The organism is Roseicella frigidaeris, from assembly GCF_003258945.1.
Classification (GTDB): Bacteria; Pseudomonadota; Alphaproteobacteria; order Acetobacterales; family Acetobacteraceae; genus Paracraurococcus; species Paracraurococcus frigidaeris.
This window is the reverse complement of record NZ_QLIX01000001.1, coordinates 1-24,944: the sequence shown is the minus strand read 5'-3', so window position 1 is coordinate 24,944 and position 24,944 is coordinate 1. Positions and strand designations below refer to the sequence as shown.

Genomic DNA, 24,944 nt, shown 5'->3' with positions numbered 1-24,944 from the left:
CCTCCGGCGCGGGAGGGTAGGCGCCCTTCCGGCGGCGGGGAATGCTGCCGCCGCCCTCAAGCCTGCCGCTGCGCCTGCCAATCCGCCCGCGTCAGGCGGTAGAGGATGTGCGGCCGGGCGGGATGGCCCTCGGGCAGGCGCGGATGCGCGAAATCCGGGCCGCGCGTCATGCCGAGCTTCTGCATCAGCCGCCAGGAGGGCTGGTTCGCCGGCCGGGTGAAGGCGACCAGCTCGGCGAGGCCGATCGGGCCGAAGCCGGCGGCGAGCGCCAGCCGGGCCGCCTCCTCGGCCAGGCCCTGGCGCTGCAGGCCGGGGGCGATCCGCCAGCCGATCTCGACGGTGGGCGCGGCATCGGCCGGCGCCCAGGGCGGGGCGAAGGCGAGGTGCATCAGCCCGACCGCCCCGATGCAGCCCGGCGCGTCCCGCCGCTCGACGCACCAGAAGCCCCAGCCATGCGCCTCGATATGCCGCTGCAGCCGGTCCATCCAGGCATCGCTCTCGGCCCGGGTCATCGGCGCCGCGAAATGCCGCATCGCCACCGGGTCGGTGTTGATGGCGGCGAGCGGCGCCCGGTCCGCCTCCCGCCAGGGGCGGAGCCGGAGGCGCGGGCCGGTCAACGGGAGGGGCGCGGACGGGGTCGGGGCCATGGCGCGAGCCATGCCGCCCGGCCGCAGCCGCCGCAAGGGTCCGGCGGCCGGCGCGTTTCCGAAGGCGCCGATCTGCTCTAGTGTCCTGCCGGCGATGCGCGCGGGTTTTCCCGCGAAGGCAGCGGACCAGCGGCCACCGCGACGGATGGCGGGTGGCCCGGGGCGGGGTCGGCAGGACCGCGCCTGCGGGACATCAGGCTGGGCGCCAAGGAGGAGAGCCGATGACCAACCCGATCAGCCTGGAGGCGATGGCCGCGAGCGTGCCGGATGGCGCGCTGCTGGCCCTGCCGCCCGACAACTCCCTGCCCTCCGTGGCGCTGGCCAAGGCGCTGGTGCGGCGCGGGGCGCGCGGGCTCAGGCTGCTCGGCGTGCCGGTCGCGGGCTTCGCCGCCGACATGCTGATCGGCGCCGGCTGCGTCGCCGAGATCGAGACCAGCGCCGTCTCCCTCGGCGAGGCCGGCTTCGCGCCACGCTTCTCGGCGGCGGTGCGGGCCGGCAGCCTGGTGGTGCGGGACTGCACCTGCCCGGCCGTCCACACCATGCTGCAGGCGGCCGAGAAGGGTGTGCCCTTCATGCCGCTGCGCGGCCTGATCGGCAGCGACATCCTGGCCCACCGGCCGGACTGGAAGGTGGTGCCCAACCCCTATGCCGCCGCGGGCGAGGACCCGATCGTCCTGCTGCCGGCGCTGCAGCCGGATGTGGCGATCTTCCATGCCGTCATGGCGGATTCCCTCGGCAATGTCTGGCTCGGCCGGCGGCGGGAATGCGCCACCATCGCGCATGCCAGCAAGCGCGCCCTGGTGACGGTGGAACGCGTGGTGCCGGGCAATTTCCTGGAGGATGAGCGCCTCGCCCCCGGCACCATCAACGCCACCTATGTCACCGATATCGCCATCGCCGAGCGCGGCGCGCATCCGGTCGCGCTGCTCGACGAGTACGGCTTCGACGCCGCCTATGTCGCCGATTACGCCCGCATGGCCCGCACCGAGGCGGGCTTCACCGAATGGCTCGCGCGCGAGGTGATGACCGGCGCGGCGCCGCAGGCGGTGGCCGCGGAATGAGCGACATCCGCCTGGAGGAACGCCTGGCCGCCGCCCTGGCGCGGCTGATCCTCGCCCCCGATGCGCCGCCCGCCCGCCACATCGCGGTCGGCGCCGCCTCGCCCATCCCGGCCGCGGCCTGCTGGCTGGTGCACAAGCAGGGGCATCCGGTGCGCCTCTCCCTGCTGCACAAGCGGAGCGGCAACCCCTTCACCGAGGGCACGCGCGAGCTCTTCGACCTCACCGGCCAGGGCCGCATCGACCTCTTCTTCCTCGGCGGCGGGCAAATCGACGGCCAGGCCAACCTCAACCTGGTCGGCACCGGCGAATGGCCGGGCCGCGGCGTGCGCTTCCCGGGCAGCTTCGGCTCCGCCTTCATGTATGCGATGGCGCACCGCACCATCCTGTTCCGCGAGGAGCATTCGCCGCGGGTGCTGGTGGAGCGGGTGGACAACATCTCGGCCGCCGGGGTGAACGAGCCGGGCGTCTTCCGCCGCGGCCATGCCCAGGCGCTGGTCACCGGCCGCTGCGTCTTCCGCTTCCACCCCGACCGCGCCCGCTTCTCGCTGCAGAGCCTGCATCCGGGCGAGACGGTGGAGGGCATCCGCGCCGCCACCGGCTTCGATTTCGACGTCCCGGAGACGGTGCCGCAGACGCCCGACCCGACGCCCGCCGAGCTGGCGCTGCTGCGCGGCCCGGTCTGCGACGAGATGCTCGAAACCTATCCGGAGTTCTGTGCCCGCGTGTTCGACAGGAAGGCTGCCGCATGACCGACGCTCCGCCCACCAGCGAAGGCAAGGGCCTCGCGCGTTCCGCCGGGGCGCTGGCCGGCCTGCGGGTGATCGACCTCACCCGCGTGCTCGGCGGCCCCTACTGCACCATGGTGCTGTCCGACCACGGCGCCGATGTCATCAAGCTCGAGCCGCCGCAGGGCGACGAGGTGCGGGACTGGGGCCCGCCCTTCGATTCCGCCGGCGATGCCAGCTACTTCCTCGGCGTCAACCGCAACAAGCGCTCGGTCGGGCTCGACCTCTCCAAGCCGGCGGGGCGGGAGGTGCTGCTGCGCCTGCTCGAGGGCGCCGATGTGCTGATCGAGAATTTCAAGCCGGGCAGCATGGAGAAATGGGGCCTCGGCTACGAGCAGGTGCTGAAGGCGCGCTTCCCGCGCCTGGTGCATTGCCGGGTCTCGGGCTTCGGCGGCACCGGCCCGCTCGGCGGCTTCCCGGGCTATGACGCCGTGCTGCAGGCGATGACCGGGCTGATGTCGATCAACGGCACCGAGACCAGCGGCCCGACCCGCCTCGGCAACCCGATCGTCGACATCGCCACCGGCCTGTTCAGCGCCATCGGCATCCTGATGGCGCTGCAGGAGCGGGAGAAGAGCGGCCTCGGCCAGTATGTCGACATGACGCTGCACGACTGCGGCATGGCGCTGCTGCACCCGCATGCCGCCAATTACTTCCTGAACGGCAAGCGGCCGAAGCCGACCGGCAACCCGCACCCGAACCTCGCCCCCTACTCGAAGTTCAAGACCCGGACCTGCGAGATCTTCGTCGCCGCCGGCAACGACCCGGCCTTCCGGAAATTCTGCGAGTTCCTCGGCTTCCCCGAGGTGGCGCAGGACCCGCGCTTCGCCACCAACGGCGCGCGCGTCACCAACCGCGACGCGCTGACCGAGATCCTCGAGAAGCGCTTCGCCGAGGAGGACGGGCACGACCTGACCCGGCGCATGCTGGCCGCCGGCCTGCCGGCCGGGCCGGTGCTGCATGTGGACGAGGCGATGGCGGCCGAGCACACGGCGCACCGCGCCATGGTGACGGAGCTCGGCGAGTACCGGGGCCTCGGCACGCCGATCAAGCTGTCCCGCACCCCGGGCGGCACCCGCGCCGAGCCGCCGCGCTTCGCCGAGCATACCGATACGGTGCTGGCGGCCCGCGGCTTCTCCGCCGAGGAGTTGAAGGCGCTGCGGGCGAGCGGGGTGCTGGTGGAACAGCGGCGGCGCTGAGGCCCCGGAGGCGCAGGGCGCGACGCCGCGGCTCGCGCTCGCCCCTGCGCCTTCCGGCCGTCGCGGCGGGCGGGGGGCCACGGCGCCGTCGCGCCGCCCCGTTGCCGGGCGGTAAGCGGGGATTGCGCCATGTGGCGGCCGGGTTTGCCGGCTTGCGTCCGGCGCGGCCTGCCGGTCTAATGCCCGCCGTCCAGGAATGACTTAGCCGCCGGAGGCCCGCCAACGAGCCCGGGACGCGGCACAGGGAGGTTGCATGCAGCGCAGCAGCGGATCGCGGATGCGGTCCGAACCCAGGCCCGATCCCGCGCCCCGGCGCGGATGCCGAGGCTGAGCGGCCGCGCATGGCTCTGCTCGAGGTCGAGGACATCGTCATCCGCTTCGGTGGCGTGACCGCCGTGGCGGGTGTCTCCTTCGCGGTCGAGGACCGCCAGATCTGCGGCCTGATCGGCCCGAACGGCGCCGGCAAGACCACCACCTTCAATTGCATCAGCGGCATCTACCGGCCCAATTCCGGCCGCATCCGATTCGCCGGCCAGGACATCACCGGCGAGCCGCGCCACCGCATGACCGGTTACGGCATCGGCCGCACCTTCCAGAACCTGGCGCTGTTCCGCAGCATGACGGTGCGGGAGAACGTGCTGGCCGGGGCGCATGCCTCGGGCCGCAGCGGCTTCATCGCCAGCGCCCTCGCCCTGCCGCAGGTGCGGCGCGAGGCGGCGGAGGCCCAGGCCCGGGCGAGCGAGCTGCTGGCGCTGCTCGACCTCAACCGCGTCGCCGATGCCCCGGTCGCCGCCCTGCCCTTCGGCTGGCAGAAGCGCGTCGAGATGGCCCGCGCCCTCATCAGCCGGCCGAAGCTGCTATTGCTCGACGAGCCGGCGGGCGGCCTGAACCATGGCGAGGTGGACGATCTGGCCGCGCTGCTCGGCGAGATACGGCGCAATTTCAACCTCGCGATCCTGCTGGTCGAGCATCATATGAGCCTCGTCATGCGCGTCTCGGACAAGGTGGTGGCGCTCGATTTCGGCAAGAAGATCGCCGACGGCACGCCCGAGCAGGTGCGCAGCGATCCGGAGGTGATCCGGGCCTATCTCGGCGGCGGGGACGACCATGCCCGCGCTGCTTGAGGTCAAGGGCCTGAAGGCCGGCTACGGCCCGACGCATGTGCTGCACGGCCTCGACTTCCGGGTGAACGAGGGCGGCGTGACGGCGCTGCTCGGCGCCAATGGCGCGGGCAAGACGACGACGCTGCGCGCCATCTGCGGCATGGTCCGCACCGAGGGCGCGATCGACTTCCTCGGCCAGACGCTGCAGGGAAGGGCGACCGAGGACATCGTCCGCCGCGGCATCGCGCATGTGCCGGATGGCCGCGGCACCTTCATGGAGCTGACGGTCGAGGAGAATTTCCGCCTCGGCGCCTATACGCGGCGCGACCGCGAGATCCAGGCGGATTTCGACCGGCTCTGCGGCTGGTTCCCGCGCCTCAAGCAGCGCTGGCGGCAGCAGGCCGGCACGCTGTCGGGCGGCGAGCAGCAGATGCTCGCCATCGCCCGCGCCCTGCTGCTGCGGCCGAAGCTGCTGCTGCTGGACGAGCCGAGCTTCGGCCTCGCGCCGCTCATCGTGCAGGAGATCTTCGGCATCATGCGCCGCATCCGCGCCGAATCCGGCGTCGGCATCCTGCTGGTCGAGCAGAATGCCAACCTCGCGCTCGAGCTCGCCGATCTCGCCTATCTGCTCGAGACCGGCTCCATCGTCATGTCCGGCATCGCCGCCGAAATCCGCGAGGATGAGGCGATCCGCCGGTCCTATCTCGGCTACTAGCCCCTCGGCTGCCACGGAGTTCGGGAATGGACGGCCTCGCGCACCAGATCGTCGCCGGCATCGCCACGGGTGGCATCTACGCCTCCGTGGCGCTCGCCATCGTCATGATCTACCAGGCGACGCATCACGTGAATTTCGCCCAGGGCGAGATGGCGACGCTGTCGACCTTCATCGCCTGGAGCATGATCCAGGCCGGCATGCCCTATTGGGTCGCCTTCTTCGGCACCATCGTCGTCTCCTTCGCGATCGGCGTGGTGGTCGAGCGGATCCTGATCCGGCCGGTGGCGAACGCGCCGGTGCTGACCATGGTCGGCGTCTTCATCGGGTTGCTGCTCATCATCGGCAACGCCACGGGCTGGATCTTCGGCTACACCACCAAGGTCTTCCCCAGCCCCTTCGCCAGCGACAAGCCGCTCTTCGGTGGCCTGGTCTCGGCGCACGAGCTGGGCAGCACCCTGGTGACGCTCACCGTGCTGGTGCTGGTCTGGGCCTTCTTCCGCTTCACCCGGCTCGGCCTCGCCATGCGCGCCGCCGCCTACAACCCGCGCTCGGCGCGGCTGGTCGGCATCCGGGTCGGCTGGATGCTGGCGCTCGGCTGGGGGCTGGCGGCGGCGATCGGCGCGGTCGCCGGCATGATGGTGGCGCCCGTCGTCTTCCTCGATCCGACGATGATGCTCGGCATCCTGCTCTACGCCTTCGCCGGCGCCCTGATGGGCGGCATCGACAACCCGGCGGGCGCGGTGCTCGGCGGCTTCTCGGTCGGCGTGCTGGAGAACCTGGCCGGCGCCTATGTCGTCGGCACCGAGCTGAAGCTGACCGTCGCGCTGGCGATCATCATCGGCGTGCTGGTCGTGCGTCCGTCCGGCCTGTTCGGCCGCGTCGTCCTGAGCCGGGTGTGAGGTGAGCATGAGCGCGAGCAAGGGCCTCCATCCCGAGGCTGCCATCGGCCCCATCGCCGTCCCGGCCGCGACCCCCGCCTGGCGGCGGGGCCTCTACCTGCTCGTGGGCATCGCCGTCGCCCTCGCGCCGCTCGTCCTGCTGGAGAGCTTCCACCTCTTCCAGCTCACCATGGCGGTGATCATGGCGCTGGCGGTGCTCGGGCTGAACATCGTCTGCGGCTACAACGGCCAGATCAGCCTCGGCCATGGCGCCTTCTTCGCGGTCGGCGCCTATGCCACGGCGATCCTGATGTCGCATTTCGACTGGTCCTTCTGGGCGACGCTGCCGGTCTCGGCCGTGGTCTGCGGCGTCATCGGCTACGGCATCGGCTTCCCGGCGCTGCGGCTTGCCGGCCACTACCTGGCGCTGACCACCTTCTCCCTCGCCGTCGCGGTGCCGCAGATCCTCAAGCACAAGTCGATCGAGGACTGGACGGGCGGCGTACAAGGCCTGTTCCTGGTCAAGCCCGACCCGCCGGCCGGCCTGCCGCTCTCGCCCGACCAGTGGATGTATGTGGTGACGCTGATCGTCGCCGGGGCCTGCTTCCTGCTGGCCTGGAACCTCATCCGCAGCCGCATCGGCCGGGCCCTCATCGCCACGCGGGACAACCCGACGGCGGCCGAGGCGATGGGCATGGACATCGCCTCGCTGAAGACCCGCGCCTTCGCGGTCAGCGCCATGATCACCGGCATCGCCGGCTCGCTCTCGGCGGTGGCGATCGAGTTCGTGGCGCCCGACAGCTTCAGCATCTTCGTCTCCATCACCCTCTTCGTCGGCATGGTGGTGGGCGGCGTCGCCTCCATCCTGGGCTCGCTCTTCGGCGGCCTCTTCGTGCTCTTCGTCCCGAACATCGCCGAGGCGATCAGCAAGGCGGCGCCGGGGGTGATCTACGGCGTCATCCTCATCCTCTTCCTCTTCCTGCTGCCGGACGGATTCGCCGGGCTGCTGCGCCGCATCGGCCAGCGCCTGCGCATCCGCCCCTGACCCAAGGGACCGACCATCCTGATGAGCCTTCCCCGCCGCCGCCTCCTCGCCGGTTCCGTCCTGCTCCTCGCCACGCCCCGGCTGGCCCGGGCCGAGGAGAGCCCGGGCGTCACCGCGACCGAGCTGCGCATCGGCACCACCTATGCCCTCTCCGGCCCCGCCTCGGCCTATTCCCTCATCGCGAAATGCCTGACCGCCATGGTCAAGCAACTGAACGACCAGGGCGGCATCGGCGGGCGGAAGATCACCTTCCTCGTCTATGACGATGCCTACAGCCCGCCGAAGACGTTGGAGCAGACGCGGCGGCTGGTGGAGCAGGACAAGGTCGCCTTCCTGTTCAACAACCTCGGCACGCCGACCAACAGCGCCATCCATCGCTACGTGAACCAGCGCAAGGTGCCGCACCTGTTCCTGGCGACGGGCGCCGACAAATGGGCCGAGCCGAAGCAGTATCCCTGGACCATCGGCTGGCAGCCCAGCTACCGGATCGAGGCGCAGATCTACGCCAAGCACATCCTGGAGCAGAAGCCGGAGGCGCGGATCGGCCTGCTCCACCAGAACGACGACTTCGGCAAGGACTACGTCGCCGGCGTGCGGGACGTGCTCGGCCCACGCTTCGATTCGATGGTCAAGACCGCCTCGCACGAGGCGACGGATGCGACCATCGACAGCCAGATCGTCTCCCTGCAGGCGGCGGGCTGCGACGCGCTGGTCTGCGGCATCATCCCGCGCTTCGCGGCGCAGGCCATCCGGCGGGTCTTCGACCTGAACTGGAAGCCGATGATGTTCATGAGCAACGTCTCGGTCTCCGGCTCGGTGGTCATCGAGCCGGCGGGGCGGGAGAAGGCGGTCGGCCTCATCACCTCCGACTACCGCAAGGACCAGAGCGATCCCTCCTGGGCGGATGATCCGGGCATGCGGGAATGGCGCGAGTTCATGCAGCGCTACATCCCGGACGGCGAGCTGGGCGACAACAACTACACCTATGCCTACAGCGTCGGCCTGACGCTGTTCCAGGTGCTGCGGCAATGCGGCAACGACCTCTCGCGCGCCAATGTCATGAAGCAGGCGACCAGCCTGGCGCCGATGCCGCTGCCGACCCTGCTGCCTGGCATCACGGTCAGCACCAGCGCGGAGAATTACCGGCCGATCCGGCAGATGCAGCTGCAGCGCTGGGACGGCAAGGGCTGGGTGCGCTTCGGCAAGGTGATCGAGGGCGCCGAGGTCTAGCGCCAGGCCAGCCACGCCCCCAGGGAGAGAACGGGATGCTTCTTCGCAGGCGAGAGATCCTCATTGCGGCCCTGGCGGCGCCGGCGGTGGCGCGGGCGGCCGATCTGCCCGGCGTCACCGCCACCGAGCTGCGCATCGGCAACACCATGCCCTATAGCGGCCCGAACAGCGCCTATGGGGTGATCGGCCGCACCGAGCAGGCCTTCATCCGCATGCTGAACGAGCAGGGCGGCGTCGCCGGGCGGAAGATCAACTTCATCACCTATGACGACGGCTTCAGCCCGCCGAAGACGGTGGAGCAGACGCGGCGGCTGATCGAGCAGGACAAGGTCGCCTTCCTCTTCAACCCGCTCGGCACGCCGACCAACAACGCCATCCTACGCTATTGCAACCAGCGCAAGGTGCCGCATCTGTTCCTCGCCACCGGCGCCGACAAATGGGGCAATTGGCAGGACACGCCCTGGACCATGGGCTGGCAGCCCAGCTACCGGACCGAGGCGCAGATCTACGCCAAGCACCTGCTGGCGCAGCGCAAGGAATTCCGCCTCGCCATCGTCTTCCAGAACGACGATTTCGGGAAGGACTACATCGCCGGCATGCGCGACGTCATCGGCGCCGAGCGCTTCGATGCCACGGTGAAGACCGCCTCCTTCGAGATCACCGACCCGACGCCGGACAGCCAGATCCTGTCCCTGCAATCCACCGGCGCCGATGTGCTGATGATCGCCCTCGGCCCCAAGGCGGCGGCGCAGGCGATCCGCAAGGTGCACGACATCGGCTGGCAGGCGCAGCGCTACCTGACCAATGTCTCGCTCTCGGTCGGCGCGGTGATGCAGCCGGCGGGCATGGAGAAGGGCGTCGGCATCATCACCTCCGGCTATCTGAAGGAGCAGGGCGACGCCGCTTGGCGCGACGATCCGGGCATGAACGAGTACCGCGCCTTCATGAAGCAGTGGATGCCCGACGGCGACCTGCACGACGCCAACACGGTCTATGGCTATGCGCTCGGCCGCACGCTGCAGCAGCTCCTTGCCCAGTGCGACGGCGATTTCTCGCGCGAGACCGTCATGCGCCAGGCGGCCGGCCTGCATGAGGTGGCGCTTCCCGTGCTGCTGCCCGGCATCACCCTGAACACCGGGCCGCAGGATTACCGCCCGATCCAGAAGATGCAGCTGCAGCGCTGGGACGGCGCCTCCTGGGTCCGCTTCGGCGGGCTGATCGAGGGCGCCGAGGTCTGACCACAGCAAGGAGACGAGCATGCCGACGCGTCGCCATATCCTCGCCGCCGGGATCGCCGGCCTCGCCGCGCCACGCCTCGCCCGGGCGGAGGACCTGCCCGGCGTCACCGCCACCGAGCTGCGCATCGGCAACACCATGCCCTATAGCGGCCCGGCTTCCGCCTATGGCGTCATCGGCCGCTCGCACCAGCATTTCTTCAGGATGGTCAACGACCAGGGCGGCATCGCCGGGCGGAAGATCAACTTCATCACCTACGACGACAATTACAGCCCGCCGAAGACGGTGGAGCAGGTGCGGCGGCTGGTGGAGCAGGACAAGGTCGCTTTCCTGTTCAACACCCTCGGCACGCCGACCAACAGCGCCATCCACCGCTACGTGAACCAGCGCAAGGTGCCGCACATCTTCCTCTCGACCGGCGCCGACAAGTGGGGCAACCCGCAGGAATATCCCTGGACCATCGGCTGGCAGCCCAGCTACCGGACCGAGGCGCAGATCTACGCCAAGCACATGCTGGAGCAGAAGCCGGGCGCCAAGGTGGCCCTGCTCTACCAGAACGACGATTTCGGCAAGGACTACCTGAACGGCATGAAGGATGTGTTCGGCGCCAAATTCGACAGCGCCGTGCGCACCGCCAGCTACGAGGTGACGGACCCGACCATCGACAGCCAGATCGTCTCCCTGCAAAGCGCCGGCGCCGAGGTGCTGATGACCGCCGCGACGCCGAAATTCGCCGCCCAGACCATCAAGAAGGTCTCGGATATCGGCTGGAAGCCGCTGCACTACCTGACCAATGTCTCGATCTCGGTCGGCTCGGTGATGGAGCCGGCGGGGCCGGAGCGCGGCATCGGCATCATCACCTCCTCCTATCTGAAGGACCAGACCGATCCGGCCTGGGCCAATGATGCCGGCATGAACGAATGGCGCGGCTTCATGGCGAAATACATCCCGGATGGCGACCTCAAGGACGGCAACTACACCTTCGCCTACGGCATCGCCCGCAACCTCGTCTTCATGCTGGAGCAGTGCAAGGGCGACTTCAGCCGCGCCAACATCATGCAGCAGGTGGCGAACATGCACGGCTTCCAGCCGCCGACCGTGATCCCCGGCATCACGGTGAACACCTCGCCGACCAATTTCCACCCGATCCGGCAGATGCAGCTCGCCCGCTGGACCGGCAGCACCTGGGAACGCTTCGGCGGGTTGATCGAAGGCGCGAATGTTTGAGAGCGGCGGCGCGGGGCCCTTGCCCCGCGCCCGATATCCTCAGCGCGCCGTGTAGCCGCCGTCCACCTGCCAGCAGGCGCCGGTGACGAAGCCGGCGCGGTCGGAGCACATCCAGACCACCGCCTCGGCGATCTCCTGCGGCGTGCCCATGCGCGCCATCGGCACCCGCGCCATGAGCTGCTCGCCGCGGCGGCGCACCGTCTCCTCGGTCATCGGCGTCTCGATATAGCCGGGGCAGACGGCATTCACCCGGATATTCTCCGGCGCATGGTCCACCGCGGCCGCCTTGGTCAGCCCGACCACCGCATGCTTGCTCGCCACATAGGCCGCCGCGCCACCGGAGCCGATGAGGCCGAGGATGGAGGCGGTGTTGACGATGGCGCCGCCGCCCTGGAGGCGCATCTGCGCCACCTCGTGCCGCAGGCAGCGCCAGACGCCGTGCAGGTTGACATCGATGAGGCCGAGCCAGGAGGCCTCCTCCAGGTCGCCCGCCAGCACGCCGGCCGAGTTGAGCTGATAGGGCGCGACCCCGGCATTGTTGAAGGCGCAGTCGAGGCTGCCGAAGGCCTCCACCGCCGCGGCGACCATCGCCGCCACCTGCGCATCCTCGGTGACGTCGCAGGCGATGGCGACGGCCTGGCCGCCGGCCTTCTCGATCGCCGCGACGGTGCCCTTCGCCGCCTCGAGGTTGCGGTCCGCCGCCGCCACCCAGGCGCCCTCGCGGGCGAAGGCCAGCGCCGCGGCGCGGCCGATGCCGGAGGCGGCGCCGGTCACCAGCGCCGACTTGCCTTCGAGCAATCCCGCCATCGGCTCAGCCCCCGGCCCAGTGATGCGCCAGCGCCAGCGCCGCCTGGCGCAGCGCCAGATCGGCCGCCGGGATGAACTTGCCCATGGTGAGGAAGGCGTGGATCTGGTCGGCCATGTGGACATGCATCACCCGCACGCCATCCGCCTCCAGCCGCTTCGCGTATTCGATGCCCTCGTCCACCAGCGGGTCGTAGCCCGCGGTCATGACATAGGCGGTGGCCACGCCCTTCAGGCTCGGCACCCGCAGCGGGCTCGCCTGCCACTCCACCCGCCGCGCCGGGTCGGGCGTGTAGTAATTGATGAACCAGCGCATGGTCTTGTCGGTGAGGATCAGCCCCTCGGTGAAGCGCTGATAAGCCGGGCGCTCGCCCGCCATGTCCGTCGCCGGGTAGAGCAGCATCTGGAAGCCGATCGGCGGCAGGCTGCCGTCGCGCGCCATGATGGCGAGCACCGCGGCGAGGTTGCCGCCGGCGCTGTCCCCGCCGACCGCGATGCGCGACGGATCGATGCGCAGCGTCCCGGCATTCTCCACGACGAAGCCGAGCGCCGCGGCGCAATCCTCCACCGCCGCCGGATACACATGCTCCGGCGCCATGCGGTAATCCACCGCGATGACGCAGCAGCGCGCCGCATTGGCCAGCAGCCGGCAGGGCTGGTCGTGGCTGTCGAGATCGCCGATCACCCAGCCGCCGCCATGCAGGTAGAGCAGGCAGGGCAAGGCCTCGCCCGCGAGGGTGCCGGCGCCGCGGTAGCGCCGCAGCCGGATCTCGCCGCGCGGGCCGGGGCAGGTGAGATCCTCGATCTCGGCGACCTCCTCCGGCTCGGGCGCCAGGACGGCGCGCGACTTGGCGGTCGCCTCGCGCGCCTCGGCCGGCGTCAGCTCCTGGATCGGCGGCCGGCCGAGCTCCTTGATGAGGTTGAGAACGGTGACGGCACCAGGATCGAGCGGCATCGGGTCATCCCACCCAGGAGAGAATGGCGTCCGCCACCTTATCCGGTCTGTCGAGTTCCGCGAGATGCCCCGCGCCCTCGATCAGCACCGTCTCGTTCGGCCCGCCGAGCCGCGCGGCGATGCGCGCGGCATAGCTGCGCGGCATCACCCGGTCCTCGCTGCCCCAGAGCAGCAGGGTCGGCGCCGTCACCAGGGGCAGGCGCTTCTCCAGGCGGGTGTTGCCGAGCGGCCAGAAGATGCGCGCCGCCGCCTCGTTGGCGCGGGTCTGCTCGATCGGCCATTCGATGCTGTTGGCGCCCTCCGGCATCGCCTTCAGCGCCGTCCAGGCCGCGGGATCGGCGCATAGCAGGCCGGGCACCGCATCGCCGCGCTGCGCCCAGGGATCGGTCGGCGGCTCCGCCTCGTCGTAGAGGCCGAAGGGCGCGATGAGGGCGAGGCGACGCACGCTCTCCGGCCAGAGCGCCGCCATCTCGGCGGCCATGGAGGCGCCGACCGAGCTGCCGGCCAGGTCGGCGCCGTGCAGCCCGGCCGCCTGGATCGCCTGCCGCACCGCCAGCACCCAATCGAGATGCGTATCCAGCACCGTGTGACCACGATCGCCGCCGGGGAAGCCGGGCAGCGAGGGCACGATCACCGTCCGCCGCTCGGCGAGCCGGTCGAGGAAGGGCACCCAGCGCGGCAGCCCGCCGAAGCCGGCGAGGAAGCCGAGCGGCGCGCCGCTCCCCTTGCGCCAGATGCGGGTGGGGAAGCCGTTGATGTCGACGGTCGAGACCTCGGGTCCGCTCATGCCTCCGGTCCCCTCACTCGGCCGCCAACTTCGGCGAGAAGGCGGGCAGCGCCGCCTGCTCCGCCGCCGCCATCGGCTTCGGCCACCAGCGATCCTCCCATTCGGCGAAGCGCGGGCGCAGCCGCGGCATCACCTGCTCGGCGAAGATGCGCGTGTTGTACTGGGTCAGCGCCTTGTCCATGTTGCCGAACTGCATGAGCAGCATGAGATGGCCGACATGCAGGTCGTCGGCGAGGGCGTTGAGCTGCTCCAGCACCTCGTCCGGGCTGCCAATGACGACATAGCCGCGATCGACGAAGTCTTGCATCGTCATGCCGCGGTTGGTCTTGTCGCCCTGGATCAGGCTCTGCGCATTGGCCGCCTTGCGCACCTGGCTCTCAAGGCCGGCGCGCTGCGTCGCCTCCGTGCTGTAGCCGGCGGGCGCGGCGAAGCGCGGGTCGATGTGCAGGCAGCGGTTGAAGAAATACTCGGCCGGCCCGGTGTAGAGGTCTAGCGCCTGCTGGCGGGATTCCGCCACCGCCACCACCTGGGCGAAGCCGGCCCGGTAGGGGTTCCGGTCCTTGCCGAGGCGCTCCATCTCGGCCCAGAAGCCGTCCATGGTCGCCTTGCCCGCCTTGTATCCGTAGTAGGACAGGTAGCAGTAGACATAGTCCATCTGGGCGCACCACTGCCAGGTCTCGACGCTGCCGCCGCCGGGGATCCAGATCGGCGGATGCGGCTGCTGCACCGGGCGGGGCCAGATGTTGACGTAGCGCTGCTGGTTGTAGCGGCCGTTGAAGGCGAAGGTGTCCTTCTCGGTCCAGGCGCGCAGCACCAGGTCGTGCGCCTCCAGATACCGCTCGCGCAGCATGGACGGGTTCTGGCCATAGGCGAAGCAGGTGTCCATCGGCGTGCCGACGGGAAAGCCCGCGATCAGGCGGCCGCCCGAGATCACGTCGAGCATGGCGAACTCCTCGGCCACCCGGGTCGGCGGGTTGTAGAGGGCGAGGGAGTTGCCCATGACGCAGATCGGCACCTGGGTGGTGCGGCGGGCCAGGGCGGAGGCGATGAGGTTCGGGCTCGGCATCAGCCCGTAGCCGTTCGAGTGGTGCTCGTTGACGCAGATGGCGTCGAAGCCGCAATCGGCGGCGTATTCCAGCTCGTCCATGAAGTCGTTGTACATGTGGTGGGCGCGCTTCGGGTCGAAGAGCGAGCTGTGGATGTCCACCCAGACCGAGGGGTGCTTCTGCCGGAAATCCTCCGGCAGCTCGGTATAGGGCATCAGATGGAACCACATGAGTTTCATGGACGACCTCCGCGGGCGGGCGCTGCTCGCCCTTCCGGGGGGCGCGCCTTCTGCGGAAAGCCTAGCCTGCTACCGGAATGCAGGGGAAGGGTCGGCATGACCCGGCGTCGCGCCGCCCCGGCAACCGCCATGGCGGCGGGCGCTTCTGTCGAGGGTCCATCAGGGAGGAGAGACATGCGGACCAGTTATCGCCATGCGGGCCTCGGGCTCCTCCTCGCCGCCCTGCCCTGCCTGTCCGCCGCCACCGCCTGGGCCGAGACGCCGGCGCAGGCCTGCGCCCGCATCGGCACCGATGACACGACGCGCCCCATCCCGGCCTCGCTGGTGCCGGCGGCGCAGCGGCTCTTCGGCATCACCGCGCCGGCCGAGGTGGTGGAGCGGCTGACGCTGTATCGCTGCCTGGAGGGCAAGGTGCTGCTCTGCACCCTCGGCGCCAACCTGCCCTGCGGCAAGGCGAACCGCGCCCGCAGCCTGCCGGGGGCCAGCCAGTTCTGCCGGCAGAGCCCCGGCGCGGATGTCATCCCGGCCTATGCCACCGGCCATGACACCATCTATCGCTGGCGCTGCGAGGGCACGCAGGCGGTGCCGGGCGAGCCGGTGGAGGCGCTGGATGCGCGCGGCTTCATCGCCCGGCTCTGGAAGCCGGCCGGGTAGGCCCGCCTTGCGGCCTCAGCCGCCCGCCTGTTCCTCCTGGCCGCCGACCACCACCGGCTCCAGCATCGCCTCCGCCTCGCGCTTCAGCCGGCGGTAGCTGCGGGCGGAGAAGAACAGCATCGCCACATAGAGCAGCCCGGCCGCCGCCAACGCCGCCCAGGGCTCGGTCAGCAGCACCGCCACATAGGCGCCGACGCCGAGCAGCAGCGGCAGCACGTAATCCGCGCGAATCCGGAAATTCTTGAAGCTCCAGGCCGGCAGGGTCGAGACCATCAACCCGCCGACCACCACCAGCAGCACGCCGGAGAGCAGCGGATGCCGGGTGATGCCGGCCAGCACCGGCATGTCCCAGCCGCTGAAGGTCAGGGTGGCGAAGATCGGAAAGAGCGCGAGCCCCGCCCCCGCCGGCGCCGGCACGCCGGTGAAGAAATTCTGCGCATAGGTCGGCTTCGGCGCCGGCGCGGCCAGCGGCCCGGCGGCCGGCGGATCGACCAGCGCGGCATTGAAGCGCGCCAGCCGCAGCGCCGAGCAGACGGCGAAGAGCAGGCAGGGCGCGAAGCCGATGCCGCGCGCCTCGTGCAGCGTCCACATGTAGAGGACGAGGGCCGGCGCCACGCCGAAGCAGAGGAAATCGGAGAGGCTGTCGAATTCCGCGCCGAAGCGGCTGGTGCCCTTCAGCATCCGCGCCAGCCGCCCGTCCAGCCCGTCGATCGCACCGGCGACGACGATCAGCGCCGCCGCCTTCTCCCATTGCGCGTCCAGCGCCACCCGGATGGCGGAAAGCCCGGCGCAGAGGCCGAGCATGGTCAGGATGTTCGGCACCAATTGGTTGAAGGAGGGCCCCTTGTAACGCGGCCGCGGCCGCGGCCGCAGCCGCCGCAGCCGGCCGCGCAACCCGGGGGAACGACCCGCCGGGGGCCGGCCCGCAGCGGGGCCGGTCCCGCTCATGGCGCCGTCCGCTCCGGCGTCAGGTCCGCGATCACCGTCTCGCCACCGATCATGGTCTGGCCCTCCGCCACCAGGGGGCGAACGCCCTCGGGCAGGTAGAGATCGGTGCGGCTGCCGAAGCGGATGATGCCGAAACGGTCGCCGGCCTGCACCCTATCGCCCTCGCGCAGGCTGCAGAGGATGCGCCGCGCGATCAGCCCGGCGATCTGCACCACCGCCATGTCGCGGCCATCCGGCAGGCGGAGCGCGATGGCGTTGCGCTCGTTATCGACGCTCGCCTTGTCGAGCGAGGCGTTGAGGTACTTGCCGTGCCGGTAGGCGATGCGCGTCACCACCCCCTCCGCCGGCACCCGGTTCACATGCACGTCGAGCACCGAGAGGAAGATCGCCACCCGCCAGCGCGCCGCCGGGCCGAGGCCAAGCTCCTCCGGCGGCACCGCTGGCCCGACGCTGACGACATGCCCATCGGCCGGCGCCAGCACCAGCCGTTCCCGCTCCGGCGGCACCCGGTGCGGGTCGCGGAAGAAGTAGAGGCAGAAGAGGGTGAAGAGGAGGCCAAGCCAGAACAGCCAGCCGCCGAGCAGCCAGCCGCCCAGCACCGCGACCGCGAGGCCACCATAGATGAAGGGCCGGCCGGCCGGATGCGGCGGGGCCAGCACCAGCCGCAGACTGCGTCCGATCGCCATGGAGGCGGTTTATGGTGTCTTCACCCTGGCGCGGCAAGCTGTCGGCGTCATGGAGACCTTCCCCCTCGGTCCCTTCGCCGTCGCCCGCGACGGCGCCTTCCGGCCCCGCGAGGCCGGGCCGCCGCCGGCGCTCCGCTTCCGCTGGCGGGGCCGCCGCTGCGAGGCCGCGCTGCGGGCGGACGGGTTGCGGCTGGCCGCCATCGCCGGCCGCGTCCCCTCGACGGCCGAGCGCGGCGCCGACCGGGACCTCGCCTTCCAGGCGGTCGCGGCGCTGCCCGGCCTGCTGCCGGCGGGCTGGCGGCTGCGGCTGCTGCCCGATCACCGCATCCAGGTGGAGCAGGAGACCGCGGCGGTCCCGACGGCGACCGGGGTCATCGCCGCCATGGTGCGCTTCGCCCTGGCGCTCGATCCCTGCCTCGACCGGCTGGAGCAGACCCCGTTTGCCCGGAAGCGCGAGGACGGGTGACGATGCCCCGGACGCCGGCGCCGGAGCGGCTGCGGGGCCCGCAAGGCAGGACCAGCCGGGCCGCGGCCCTCAGGGCAGGCTGAACACCTGGCCGGGATAGATCCGGTTCGGGTCGCGGATCTGCTCGCGGTTGGCGGCGTAGATCACCGTGTAGCGCAGGCCCTGCCCATAGGTCCGGCGGGCGATCCGCCACAGATTGGCGCCTGGCTGCACCACCAGCCTGCCATCGGCCGGCACCGTCTCCGCCAGCAGGTCGCGCTGGAAGGGCAGCTCGATCCGCGCCGCCACCGTGCCGGCGCCGGCGAGCTGATCGACCCGCAGCATGTGCCGGCCATGGGCGGGCTGGCTGGCCGGGATCAGCGCCCAGCGGCCGGCCGGGTCGGCCTCCGCGTCGCCGGCATGCTCGGGCCCGACATAGACCCGCAGCCGGGCGCCGGGCGGGGCGGTGCCGGAGAAGCGCATCGCCCCGGCCTCGTCGTAATCCACCACGTCGAGGCCGAGCCGCTGCCGGCCGGGCGCCGCCTCGGCGGGCATCTGCAGGGGGCGCGGCGCGGTCCCGGCCGCGGCGGCGGGCGGCAGCAGCATGGCCATGGCGCCGCTGGTATCCGGCGCCGGCCCGGGCGCGAGGGTGCTGACGGGCCGCGCGGCCGGCGCGGCGGCCAGGCGCGGCTCCGGCACCAGCAGCAGCAGCGTGTCCTGCGAGCGCACCGGATCGCCGCCCGGGCTGCGGGCCAGGAGGGAGAGCTCCTTCGGCCCCGGCGGCAGCGGATCGCCCGGCAGGATCACCCACTCGCCGCGGGCATCGGCGCGGGCCTGGCCCAGCTCGCGCTCGCCATCCAGCAGCCGCACCTCGGCCCCGGCCGCGGCGCTGCCGGCGGTGACGAGCATGCCGCGGGCGCCGATGCGCGCCACATGGAAGCGTGGCGCGACGGCGGCCGGGGCCGGCGGCGCCTCAACCTTTGCGGGAGGGGCTTTCTCCGCCGTCGCGGCATCCGTCAGGAACGTCACCGGCACGGGCTGGGGAATCCGGCCCTCGGCCGGTCCAGTGCGTGGCACACCCTCCACCATTAGCAGCCAGGCCATGCCGGCCGTTGCAGTCACGGCCAGGCCGGCGAGGCCGACCCGCCCGAGCCGCATCGCCTCCGTCATCTCTCCCGCGTCGCCCGCGGCGACGATTGCACGGCCACGGCAGGGCCGCGCTGCACCATGGTACCGCAACCGGCGCGCCCGCCAAGTGAAGCGCGGCCGCCCCCTGCAGGGTCGCCGCCGGTGCCGCTATGCTGCGCCACCGGAGGCGATGGGGCCGGACGCGATGGGAACAGGGGCGATGGACGACCAGGCGCTGGTCCAGGTCAAGGTCTGGGATGGCTGGGTCCGCCTGGTGCACTGGGCGATCGTCCTGCTCCTCGGCCTCTCCTGGCTGAGCGCTGAGATGGGTTGGATCGAGATCCACACGCTCTCCGGCTGCACCGTGCTGACGCTGGTGCTGTTCCGCATCGCCTGGGGCTTCCTCGGCTCGGAGACGGCACGCTTCCGGCATTTCCTGCGCTCGCCGCTGGCGGCGCTCCGGCATCTCGCGCATTTCCCGCGGCCGGAGCCGGACCGCGCGATCGGCCACAACGCCGCGGGCGGCTGGATGGTGCTGGTCCTGCTCGCCCTGCTGCTGGTGCAGCCGCTGACCGGCCTGTTCTCGGCCGAGGAGCCGGAGTTCAGCTACGGCGCCCGCGGCCCGCTCGCCGACCTGGTCTCGCCCGAGACCTGCGCCTGGCTGACCGGGCTGCACGCCGCGAATTTCGACCTGATCCTGCTGGCTGCCGGGCTGCACGTCCTGGCCGTGCTCGCCTATCGGCTGGTCAAGCGCCACGACCTGCTGCGGCCGATGCTGCGGGGCTGGAAATGGCTGCCGGCGGGCGTCGAATCGCCCCGCTTCGGCTCCCCCTGGCTGGCCGCCACCCTGCTCGCCCTGGCCGCGCTGGCCGTCTACGGCGTCACGCGGCTGGGCTGAGGTGCCCGCGGCGGGCTGGCCCGCCGCCGTCAGCGGGCGCGGAAGGGCCGATGGCAGGTGCCGCAATATTGCGGCCCAAGCGATTTGTAGAGCGTGGCGAAGCCCGTCTTGTCGTCCGCCGCCGCCGCCTGCTTCATCTGGGCGAGCTGCCCGAGCAGGGCCTGGTCGAGGGACTCGAACCGCCCGAAATCCTGCCAGATGGCCGGCAGCGCCTTGGTGTCGCCGGCATCGGAGCCGGGCGGGAAGAGCGCCGGCAGGCCGCGGAACCAGGTGATCATATCGTCGATCCGCGGCTCGAGCGACTTCACCTCGCCGCCGGCCTCGACCACCGGCTTCATCGCCTCCATGTGCTGGCCCATGCGCTTGAGGCCGGCGCGGCGCTGCGCGATCACCTCGGCCGTGCCGGTCGCGGCCCCCTGGGCGAAGGCCACCTCGGCGAGGGCCACCCCGGCGAGGGCCAGCAGGCCCAGCGCCGCCAGCATCGTCGTCCTGCGAATCATCCTGACCCCCCGGTTCGATACGGCCATGTTCGGGGATTCGCCTGGCCTGGCAAGCGAAGCTTTCGCCATGTCCGGCCTCGCGGCCGGCGGCCGCTCATTCTCTGGTGCGATCTTTGCTCCTACTGTCCGGGTGTCCGGCCCGCCGCCGGCCTGGGGTTGCCCAACGCAGGCGGCACACCGGCCGGCCATGGAAAAGGGCCGGCACCCCGCTGCCGGGATGCGCAGGATTTCGGCAGCGGGACAGCGCAGCCTCCTGTTTCCCGGCGTTCACGGCCCATGGTCCAGTCCTTCATTCGATGCGTGATTCGTTCGCCTGCTGTCAGGGCGCGTGTCCGGCGCCGGTGCCCGATCGCGTGATGCACGCGCCTCGCCGCCTCCGCCCCGTCACCTCCGCCCCGGGGCGATTCCGCCCCAGCGCCTGCGGGCCGGCCCGATCCATGCCAGGATGCCCCCTCCTTCGGAGAGCCTCATGCCCCAGCATATCCGTTCCGTCGCCGTCTTCTGCGGCACCCGTGCCGGCACCAATCCCGCGCATCTCGAGGCCGCAAGCCAGCTCGGCGCCGGCCTCGCCGCCGCAGGCATGACCCTGGTCTATGGCGGCGGCGGCGTCGGGCTGATGGGCGCGGTCGCGCAGGGCACGCTGCGGGCCGGCGGACAGGTGCACGGCGTGATCCCGGAATTCCTCACCCGCGTCGAGCGGCCCTGCGCCAACCTGACCCAGTTCGAGGTCACCAGCAGCATGCACACCCGCAAGACGCGGATGTTCGAGCTGGCGGACGCCTTCATCACCCTCTCGGGCGGGCTCGGCACGCTGGACGAGACGGTCGAGATCATCACCTGGCGGCAGCTCGGCTTGCACGACAAGCCGGTGATCATCCTCGACATCAATGGCTGGGCGCAGCCCTTCCTGGCCCTGGTCGAGAGCCTCATCGCGCAGGGCTTCGTCGATCCCAGCAACCGCAGCCTCTATGCCGTGGCGCCGGACGTGCCGGCGGCGCTCGACCTGCTGCGGACGGCGCCGCTGCCGGAGACGGCGGCCCCCGCGGCGAGGCTCTGACGCGCCGCGCCGGCGTCCCGGGACGGGAGAATGCCGCTATCCGACAAGACGGCCACGACCCCCATTGCCCCGCATCGTCGCCGGGTCTATATCGCCGCACCCGCGAGGCCGCCGCCGCCGCGGGGCACCCGACCGACGGAGCGTAGCTCAGCCTGGTAGAGCACTGTGTTCGGGACGCAGGGGCCGGAGGTTCGAATCCTCTCGCTCCGACCAAGTCGGGTACACCGGAAACCCCGCCAGCGCCGCTGGCGGGGTTTTTCGTGCCCGGGGCTTTCGTGCCTAGGGGCTTTCGTGTCCGAGGGCCGAGACGAGCTGCCGGGTGCCGCGCGGGCTATCTCTGGCCCGCCGCCCAGAACATCAGCCAGCGCGCCGGCAGCGCCCAGAGCGTGCCGGCGAGGAGGAAGTACAGCGCCTGCAGGGCCCAATGCGTCCCAGCCAGCGCATCGGCGAGCGTCACCGCCAGCCCGACATAGAGCAGGAAGCCCAGCAGGCCGAGCGGGACGGCGATGGCGATGCGCGACATGCCCCGCCAATGCCGCGGGCGGGCCGGGCTGGCAAGCAGCCGGTTGCCGGCGCCCGCGGCGGATGCTTTTAGTCTCCGCCGCCCGCAGCGCCGCCCGCCGGTCCGGGCACCGCCACCGCTGGCGCCCCTCCCGCGGACACCGGTTCACGGGAGGCGCTCCAGACCATTGTTTTCGGGGCATCGTCCCCCGATCCGGTGAGGCCACCGGAGCGGGATCTGCTCCAGATCGCAGGACCGGCCATGACCGACACCCAGGACGACCTCGACCTCCGCGACCATATCCGCGGCATCCCGGACTTCCCGAAGCCCGGCATCCTCTTCTACGACATCTCCACCCTGCTGCGGCACGGCCCCGCCTGGCGCGCCGCCATGGCCCGCCTCGCGCGGCTGATCCGCCCCTACAAGCCGGACCTGCTCGCCGGCATCGAGAGCCGCGGCTTCCTCGTCGCCGCCCCGCTCGCCCTCGAGCTCGGCCTCGGCTTCGTCATGCTGCGCAAGCCGCGCAAGCTGCCGGGCGCGACCGTCGGGCTGGACTATGCCCTCGAATACGGCACCGACCGGATCGAGATGCAGGCCGATGCGGTGCAGCCCGGCCAGCGCGTGGTGCTGCTCGACGACCTGCTCGCCACCGGCGGCACGATGGCGGCCGGGATTGGCCTGCTGCGCCAGGCCGGCGCCGAGGTGCCGGCCGTCGCGGCGCTGATCGAGCTCGCCTTCCTCAAGGGCCGGCAGAAGCTGGACGTGCCCTGCGAGGTGCTGCTGCAATACGACGCCTGACGCGGATCTCGGCCGGGGGAGCTTCCCTCCTGCCCGGGTGACGATGCCGCAATCCGCGAGACGCCCCGGCAGGATGCCGGGGACGGGCCGCCATGCCGGGGAAGGAGAGACCGCCATGCCTGCTCGCCCAGACCTCTCCCGGCGCGACTGGCTGCGATCGGGCCTCGGCCTGCTCGCGGCCGGCGCGATCGGCGGACCGGCCGCGGCGATGCTGCCGGCGGCCGCGACGCTGCTCATCCCGGGGCCGGAGGACGGGGCGCTGGCGCGCATCGCGCATCCCCTCGGCGGGGCCCTGGCGCGCGGCGCCTCGGCGGCGCTCCGGATGAACGAGATGGTGCTCGGCGGCCCGGACGGCGTCACCGCCGCCAACCGCTTCGCCACCGAGGCGGCGCCGGATGGCCGCATGCTGCTGCTGCTGCCGGGCGCGGCGGCGCTGGCCCGCATGGTCGGCGATCCGCGGGCCCGCTACGACGCCACCGGCTGCCTGCCGGTCTGCGCCGTGCAGGGCCCGGCCCTGGTGGTCGGCCGCGCCGCCTTCACCGCGACCGGGCCGGCGCCGCGCCTTGGCCTTGCCGCCCCCGACATGGCCGGGGCGGCGGCGCTGCTGGGGCTCGACCTGCTGGGCCTGCATGCGAGCCCGGTGGTCGGCCTCGGCGGGCTGCCGGCCGAGGCCGCACTCGCCCAGGGGCTGGCGGAGGCGGTGCTGCTGACCGGCCCCGACCTGCCGGCGCGCCTCGCCGCCACCGGCGGCCAGCCCTGGTTCACCCTGGAACCCGCCGGCCAGCGCGACCCGCACTTCCCCACCCTGCCTTCGGTGCACGACTATGCGCTGGACGGGCCGCCGCCGTTGCGCGCGGCGCTGATCGCCGCCTCCGCCTGCGCCCGGCTGCAGGCGGCGCTGGTGCTGCCGGCCCTCACCCCGGCCAATCTCGTGGCCGCCTGGCGCAGCGCGGTGCAGCGCTGGCTGGAGGACGAGACGCGGCAGGGGCTGGCGCCGGGGCTGCGGGCCCTGGCCGGGGCGGATGCGGCGCCGCTGGTCGCGGCCCTCAGCCCACCCCCGGGCGCCACGCTCGCCTATCGGGAATGGCTGCTGAAACGGCTGGGCTGGCGGCCGGACTGATAGGCGCGCGGCCCTGCGGGCCGCAGGTCGGAACGTCGTGCGCCGGGTATCACGCGCCGCCATGCCGGGCAGCGAGCGCGGTGAGCTCGCGTAGCGCCGCCGCCGCCTCGGCGCGGATCGCCGGCACCAATTGCTGCGGCGGCAGGCCGGTGCGCGGATCGAGGGCGCCGCGGACGGCGCGCTCCAGCATCACCGCGCCGACCGCCGCGGCGGCGCCGGACAGGTTGTGGGCGGCGCGGCGATAGGCCTCGTCATTGCCGGCCGCCGCCGCCTGCTCCAGCTCGCCGGCGAGGCGGTCCAGATCCTCCTCGAAGGTTTCCAGGATGCGCCGGAAATCCTCCGCCGGCAGGTCGCGGGCCAGTTGCTCGGCGATGCTGGGATCGAGTGCGCTCACACCTGCATGCGTGGCATCCCGCATCGCAGCGGTCAATCACGCCGTCATCACCCGTCCTTCAGCGCTGCGCCCAGGGGGTGCGCTGCCACAGGGCGCGGTACTCCACCTCCTGCCCCCGCAGCCGGGCGAACCAGCTCTCGCCCTTCTCCCAGGCCGGCTCGGTGAAGCGGTCCTCGAGCTGCTTCACGAATTCCGGGTCGCGCGCGATGTCCTCCGTCGCCTCGCGCAACCGGGCGAGGATGGCGGGCGGCGTGCCGGCGGGCGCGACGACGCCGCGCTCGGAGGCCATCTCGACCGGGATGCCGAGTTCCTTCAGCGTCGGCACGTCCTGGCGGAAACGGCTGCGCGCGGCGCCGGCCTGCGAGAGCACGCGCAGATTGTCCGGCACCTGCAGCACGGCGCCGAGGTTGAGCCCCATGCTGTCCACCTGCCCGCCCAGCACGGCGGTGCGGAGCTGCGGATCGCCCTGGAAGGGCACATGCGTCATGCGGATGCCGGTCGCCGCCTGCAACAGCACGAGTTGCAGATGGTCGTCGGTGCCGACGCCGGGCGAGGCATAGGTGAGCTGGTCCGGCCTGGCGCGCGCCGCCTCCAGCAGCGCGGCCAGGGTGGCATAGGGGCTGTCGGCGCGCACCGTGATGGCGCTCGGATCCCGCACCAGGTTGCCGAGCGGCGCGAAGTCGTCGAGCTTGAACTGCGCCGGCCGCTCGATCGGGATGGTGATCAGGCTCGGGAAATTGGTGGTGCCGAGGGTACCCCCTGTGGCAGGGAAGTTGTCCGGCGCCTTGAGATGATCTCTCATTTTCAGAGGGGCGGGACGGAGTGATGAGTTGGCCTATTCGACGGAACGCCGCGCG

Annotated in this window: 28 protein-coding genes and 1 tRNA gene; 17 read left to right on the top strand and 12 right to left on the bottom strand. The window is 71.7% G+C overall.

Annotated elements, in window-relative coordinates:
• Positions 1–56: 56 nt before the first annotated feature.
• Positions 57–617, bottom strand: coding sequence for a GNAT family N-acetyltransferase (locus DOO78_RS00145; RefSeq protein ID WP_243634284.1), 561 nt, complete (start codon positions 615–617; stop codon positions 57–59).
• Positions 618–868: 251 nt separating this feature from the next.
• Here DOO78_RS00145 and DOO78_RS00140 point away from each other — a divergent pair, with 251 nt between their 5' ends.
• From DOO78_RS00140 to DOO78_RS00095, 10 genes are all read left to right on the top strand, one after another.
• On the top strand, positions 869–1,708 hold the full coding sequence (locus DOO78_RS00140) for a CoA transferase subunit A (protein WP_111467720.1): 840 nt from the start codon (positions 869–871) through the stop codon (positions 1,706–1,708).
• Complete coding sequence (locus DOO78_RS00135) at positions 1,705–2,457, top strand: CoA-transferase (RefSeq protein WP_111467719.1); 753 nt, start codon at positions 1,705–1,707, stop codon at positions 2,455–2,457. Before DOO78_RS00140 ends, DOO78_RS00135 begins: the two co-directional genes overlap by 4 nt.
• Entirely contained in the window at positions 2,454–3,692 is a 1,239-nt protein-coding gene (locus DOO78_RS00130; RefSeq protein ID WP_111467718.1) for a CaiB/BaiF CoA transferase family protein, read from the top strand. Before DOO78_RS00135 ends, DOO78_RS00130 begins: the two co-directional genes overlap by 4 nt.
• Before the next feature lie 341 nt (positions 3,693–4,033).
• Positions 4,034–4,816 carry an ABC transporter ATP-binding protein gene (locus DOO78_RS00125; RefSeq protein WP_111467717.1) on the top strand — a complete coding sequence of 261 codons (783 nt, stop codon included), beginning with the start codon at positions 4,034–4,036 and terminating at the stop codon, positions 4,814–4,816.
• A complete protein-coding gene (locus DOO78_RS00120; RefSeq protein WP_111467716.1) occupies positions 4,800–5,510 on the top strand; it encodes an ABC transporter ATP-binding protein in 711 nt (236 codons plus the stop codon). The genes DOO78_RS00125 and DOO78_RS00120 overlap by 17 nt, the downstream gene beginning before the upstream one ends.
• 26 nt (positions 5,511–5,536) lie before the next feature.
• Positions 5,537–6,409 carry a branched-chain amino acid ABC transporter permease gene (locus DOO78_RS00115; protein WP_111467715.1) on the top strand — a complete coding sequence of 291 codons (873 nt, stop codon included), beginning with the start codon at positions 5,537–5,539 and terminating at the stop codon, positions 6,407–6,409.
• A gap of 7 nt (positions 6,410–6,416) precedes the next feature.
• Entirely contained in the window at positions 6,417–7,433 is a 1,017-nt protein-coding gene (locus tag DOO78_RS00110; protein WP_111467714.1) for a branched-chain amino acid ABC transporter permease, read from the top strand.
• Between the two features lie 21 nt (positions 7,434–7,454).
• The gene (locus DOO78_RS00105; RefSeq protein WP_111467713.1) at positions 7,455–8,663 is read left to right on the top strand and encodes an ABC transporter substrate-binding protein; all 1,209 of its coding nucleotides are present in this window, start codon (positions 7,455–7,457) and stop codon (positions 8,661–8,663) included.
• A 35-nt stretch (positions 8,664–8,698) separates the two neighbouring features.
• Positions 8,699–9,901: an ABC transporter substrate-binding protein gene (locus DOO78_RS00100; protein ID WP_111467712.1), complete on the top strand. Its 1,203-nt coding sequence runs from the start codon at positions 8,699–8,701 to the stop codon at positions 9,899–9,901.
• A gap of 19 nt (positions 9,902–9,920) precedes the next feature.
• Positions 9,921–11,126, top strand: coding sequence for an ABC transporter substrate-binding protein (locus tag DOO78_RS00095; RefSeq protein WP_111467711.1), 1,206 nt, complete (start codon positions 9,921–9,923; stop codon positions 11,124–11,126).
• A 39-nt stretch (positions 11,127–11,165) separates the two neighbouring features.
• Here DOO78_RS00095 and DOO78_RS00090 read toward each other — a convergent pair whose 3' ends face one another.
• Genes DOO78_RS00090 through DOO78_RS00075 form a run of 4 tightly spaced genes read right to left on the bottom strand, consistent with a single transcriptional unit; the run spans position 11,166 to position 14,957 of the window.
• A complete protein-coding gene (locus DOO78_RS00090) occupies positions 11,166–11,933 on the bottom strand; it encodes a glucose 1-dehydrogenase (protein WP_111467710.1) in 768 nt (255 codons plus the stop codon).
• 4 nt (positions 11,934–11,937) lie between these two features.
• Positions 11,938–12,885, bottom strand: coding sequence for an alpha/beta hydrolase (locus tag DOO78_RS00085; RefSeq protein WP_111467709.1), 948 nt, complete (start codon positions 12,883–12,885; stop codon positions 11,938–11,940).
• 4 nt (positions 12,886–12,889) lie between these two features.
• Positions 12,890–13,672, bottom strand: coding sequence for an alpha/beta fold hydrolase (locus tag DOO78_RS00080; protein ID WP_111467708.1), 783 nt, complete (start codon positions 13,670–13,672; stop codon positions 12,890–12,892).
• 13 nt (positions 13,673–13,685) lie between these two features.
• Complete coding sequence (locus tag DOO78_RS00075) at positions 13,686–14,957, bottom strand: LLM class flavin-dependent oxidoreductase (RefSeq protein ID WP_111467707.1); 1,272 nt, start codon at positions 14,955–14,957, stop codon at positions 13,686–13,688.
• 174 nt (positions 14,958–15,131) lie between these two features.
• Here DOO78_RS00075 and DOO78_RS00070 point away from each other — a divergent pair, with 174 nt between their 5' ends.
• On the top strand, positions 15,132–15,611 hold the full coding sequence (locus DOO78_RS00070) for a hypothetical protein (protein ID WP_111467706.1): 480 nt from the start codon (positions 15,132–15,134) through the stop codon (positions 15,609–15,611).
• A gap of 15 nt (positions 15,612–15,626) precedes the next feature.
• Here DOO78_RS00070 and DOO78_RS00065 read toward each other — a convergent pair whose 3' ends face one another.
• Positions 15,627–16,559: a CDP-alcohol phosphatidyltransferase family protein gene (locus DOO78_RS00065; RefSeq protein WP_111467705.1), complete on the bottom strand. Its 933-nt coding sequence runs from the start codon at positions 16,557–16,559 to the stop codon at positions 15,627–15,629.
• Positions 16,556–17,245 carry a phosphatidylserine decarboxylase gene (locus DOO78_RS00060; RefSeq protein ID WP_111467704.1) on the bottom strand — a complete coding sequence of 230 codons (690 nt, stop codon included), beginning with the start codon at positions 17,243–17,245 and terminating at the stop codon, positions 16,556–16,558. Before DOO78_RS00060 ends, DOO78_RS00065 begins: the two co-directional genes overlap by 4 nt.
• A 49-nt stretch (positions 17,246–17,294) precedes the next feature.
• Between DOO78_RS00060 and DOO78_RS00055 the strand changes: the two genes are divergently transcribed.
• Positions 17,295–17,711 (top strand): hypothetical protein, encoded by a 417-nt coding sequence (locus DOO78_RS00055; protein WP_128079974.1) that lies wholly within the window; start codon positions 17,295–17,297, stop codon positions 17,709–17,711.
• Between the two features lie 69 nt (positions 17,712–17,780).
• On the opposite strand, the gene DOO78_RS00050 is transcribed toward DOO78_RS00055, so the two are convergent.
• A complete protein-coding gene (locus DOO78_RS00050; protein ID WP_128079973.1) occupies positions 17,781–18,725 on the bottom strand; it encodes a LysM peptidoglycan-binding domain-containing protein in 945 nt (314 codons plus the stop codon).
• Between the two features lie 313 nt (positions 18,726–19,038).
• Here DOO78_RS00050 and DOO78_RS00045 point away from each other — a divergent pair, with 313 nt between their 5' ends.
• Entirely contained in the window at positions 19,039–19,716 is a 678-nt protein-coding gene (locus DOO78_RS00045) for a cytochrome b/b6 domain-containing protein (RefSeq protein WP_111467701.1), read from the top strand.
• A 29-nt stretch (positions 19,717–19,745) separates the two neighbouring features.
• Here DOO78_RS00045 and DOO78_RS00040 read toward each other — a convergent pair whose 3' ends face one another.
• The gene (locus DOO78_RS00040) at positions 19,746–20,216 is read right to left on the bottom strand and encodes a c-type cytochrome (RefSeq protein ID WP_165838643.1); all 471 of its coding nucleotides are present in this window, start codon (positions 20,214–20,216) and stop codon (positions 19,746–19,748) included.
• Between the two features lie 469 nt (positions 20,217–20,685).
• On the opposite strand from DOO78_RS00040, the gene DOO78_RS00035 reads away from it, so the two are divergent.
• Together DOO78_RS00035 and DOO78_RS00030 are read left to right on the top strand one after the other, a co-directional pair.
• On the top strand, positions 20,686–21,273 hold the full coding sequence (locus DOO78_RS00035; protein ID WP_111467699.1) for an LOG family protein: 588 nt from the start codon (positions 20,686–20,688) through the stop codon (positions 21,271–21,273).
• Between the two features lie 136 nt (positions 21,274–21,409).
• Positions 21,410–21,486: transfer RNA gene (locus tag DOO78_RS00030), tRNA-Pro, on the top strand.
• A gap of 118 nt (positions 21,487–21,604) precedes the next feature.
• Here the strand turns inward: DOO78_RS00030 and DOO78_RS00025 are convergent.
• Positions 21,605–21,796, bottom strand: a complete 192-nt coding sequence (locus DOO78_RS00025) for a DUF2842 domain-containing protein (RefSeq protein WP_111467698.1) — start codon at positions 21,794–21,796, stop codon at positions 21,605–21,607.
• Between the two features lie 240 nt (positions 21,797–22,036).
• On the opposite strand from DOO78_RS00025, the gene DOO78_RS00020 reads away from it, so the two are divergent.
• The gene (locus tag DOO78_RS00020; protein WP_111467697.1) at positions 22,037–22,573 is read left to right on the top strand and encodes an adenine phosphoribosyltransferase; all 537 of its coding nucleotides are present in this window, start codon (positions 22,037–22,039) and stop codon (positions 22,571–22,573) included.
• A gap of 115 nt (positions 22,574–22,688) precedes the next feature.
• Positions 22,689–23,693, top strand: coding sequence for a hypothetical protein (locus tag DOO78_RS00015; protein WP_111467696.1), 1,005 nt, complete (start codon positions 22,689–22,691; stop codon positions 23,691–23,693).
• Positions 23,694–23,742: 49 nt separating this feature from the next.
• On the opposite strand, the gene DOO78_RS00010 is transcribed toward DOO78_RS00015, so the two are convergent.
• Both DOO78_RS00010 and DOO78_RS00005 read right to left on the bottom strand, forming a co-directional pair.
• Positions 23,743–24,087 (bottom strand): Hpt domain-containing protein, encoded by a 345-nt coding sequence (locus DOO78_RS00010; protein ID WP_165838642.1) that lies wholly within the window; start codon positions 24,085–24,087, stop codon positions 23,743–23,745.
• A 58-nt stretch (positions 24,088–24,145) separates the two neighbouring features.
• Positions 24,146–24,889, bottom strand: coding sequence for a tripartite tricarboxylate transporter substrate binding protein (locus tag DOO78_RS00005; protein ID WP_111467694.1), 744 nt, complete (start codon positions 24,887–24,889; stop codon positions 24,146–24,148).
• Positions 24,890–24,944 lie beyond the last annotated feature (55 nt).

Bases quoted from the DNA above. Each gene is read 5' to 3' on its own strand.
- DOO78_RS00085 (WP_111467709.1), bottom strand. From the start codon at position 12,885: ATGCCGCTCGATCCTGGTGCCGTCACCGTTCTCAACCTCATCAAGGAG.
- DOO78_RS00135 (WP_111467719.1), top strand. From the start codon at position 1,705: ATGAGCGACATCCGCCTGGAGGAACGCCTGGCCGCCGCCCTGGCGCGG.
- DOO78_RS00125 (WP_111467717.1), top strand. From the start codon at position 4,034: ATGGCTCTGCTCGAGGTCGAGGACATCGTCATCCGCTTCGGTGGCGTG.
- DOO78_RS00100 (WP_111467712.1), top strand. From the start codon at position 8,699: ATGCTTCTTCGCAGGCGAGAGATCCTCATTGCGGCCCTGGCGGCGCCG.
- DOO78_RS00140 (WP_111467720.1), top strand. From the start codon at position 869: ATGACCAACCCGATCAGCCTGGAGGCGATGGCCGCGAGCGTGCCGGAT.
- DOO78_RS00060 (WP_111467704.1), bottom strand. From the start codon at position 17,245: ATGGCGATCGGACGCAGTCTGCGGCTGGTGCTGGCCCCGCCGCATCCG.
- DOO78_RS00120 (WP_111467716.1), top strand. From the start codon at position 4,800: ATGCCCGCGCTGCTTGAGGTCAAGGGCCTGAAGGCCGGCTACGGCCCG.
- DOO78_RS00110 (WP_111467714.1), top strand. From the start codon at position 6,417: ATGAGCGCGAGCAAGGGCCTCCATCCCGAGGCTGCCATCGGCCCCATC.
- DOO78_RS00040 (WP_165838643.1), bottom strand. From the start codon at position 20,216: ATGATTCGCAGGACGACGATGCTGGCGGCGCTGGGCCTGCTGGCCCTC.
- DOO78_RS00025 (WP_111467698.1), bottom strand. From the start codon at position 21,796: ATGTCGCGCATCGCCATCGCCGTCCCGCTCGGCCTGCTGGGCTTCCTG.
- DOO78_RS00065 (WP_111467705.1), bottom strand. From the start codon at position 16,559: ATGAGCGGGACCGGCCCCGCTGCGGGCCGGCCCCCGGCGGGTCGTTCC.
- DOO78_RS00035 (WP_111467699.1), top strand. From the start codon at position 20,686: ATGCCCCAGCATATCCGTTCCGTCGCCGTCTTCTGCGGCACCCGTGCC.
- DOO78_RS00130 (WP_111467718.1), top strand. From the start codon at position 2,454: ATGACCGACGCTCCGCCCACCAGCGAAGGCAAGGGCCTCGCGCGTTCC.
- DOO78_RS00055 (WP_128079974.1), top strand. From the start codon at position 17,295: ATGGAGACCTTCCCCCTCGGTCCCTTCGCCGTCGCCCGCGACGGCGCC.
- DOO78_RS00045 (WP_111467701.1), top strand. From the start codon at position 19,039: ATGGACGACCAGGCGCTGGTCCAGGTCAAGGTCTGGGATGGCTGGGTC.
- DOO78_RS00105 (WP_111467713.1), top strand. From the start codon at position 7,455: ATGAGCCTTCCCCGCCGCCGCCTCCTCGCCGGTTCCGTCCTGCTCCTC.
- DOO78_RS00020 (WP_111467697.1), top strand. From the start codon at position 22,037: ATGACCGACACCCAGGACGACCTCGACCTCCGCGACCATATCCGCGGC.
- DOO78_RS00070 (WP_111467706.1), top strand. From the start codon at position 15,132: ATGCGGACCAGTTATCGCCATGCGGGCCTCGGGCTCCTCCTCGCCGCC.
- DOO78_RS00015 (WP_111467696.1), top strand. From the start codon at position 22,689: ATGCCTGCTCGCCCAGACCTCTCCCGGCGCGACTGGCTGCGATCGGGC.
- DOO78_RS00095 (WP_111467711.1), top strand. From the start codon at position 9,921: ATGCCGACGCGTCGCCATATCCTCGCCGCCGGGATCGCCGGCCTCGCC.
- DOO78_RS00090 (WP_111467710.1), bottom strand. From the start codon at position 11,933: ATGGCGGGATTGCTCGAAGGCAAGTCGGCGCTGGTGACCGGCGCCGCC.
- DOO78_RS00005 (WP_111467694.1), bottom strand. From the start codon at position 24,889: ATGAGAGATCATCTCAAGGCGCCGGACAACTTCCCTGCCACAGGGGGT.
- DOO78_RS00075 (WP_111467707.1), bottom strand. From the start codon at position 14,957: ATGAAACTCATGTGGTTCCATCTGATGCCCTATACCGAGCTGCCGGAG.
- DOO78_RS00115 (WP_111467715.1), top strand. From the start codon at position 5,537: ATGGACGGCCTCGCGCACCAGATCGTCGCCGGCATCGCCACGGGTGGC.
- DOO78_RS00080 (WP_111467708.1), bottom strand. From the start codon at position 13,672: ATGAGCGGACCCGAGGTCTCGACCGTCGACATCAACGGCTTCCCCACC.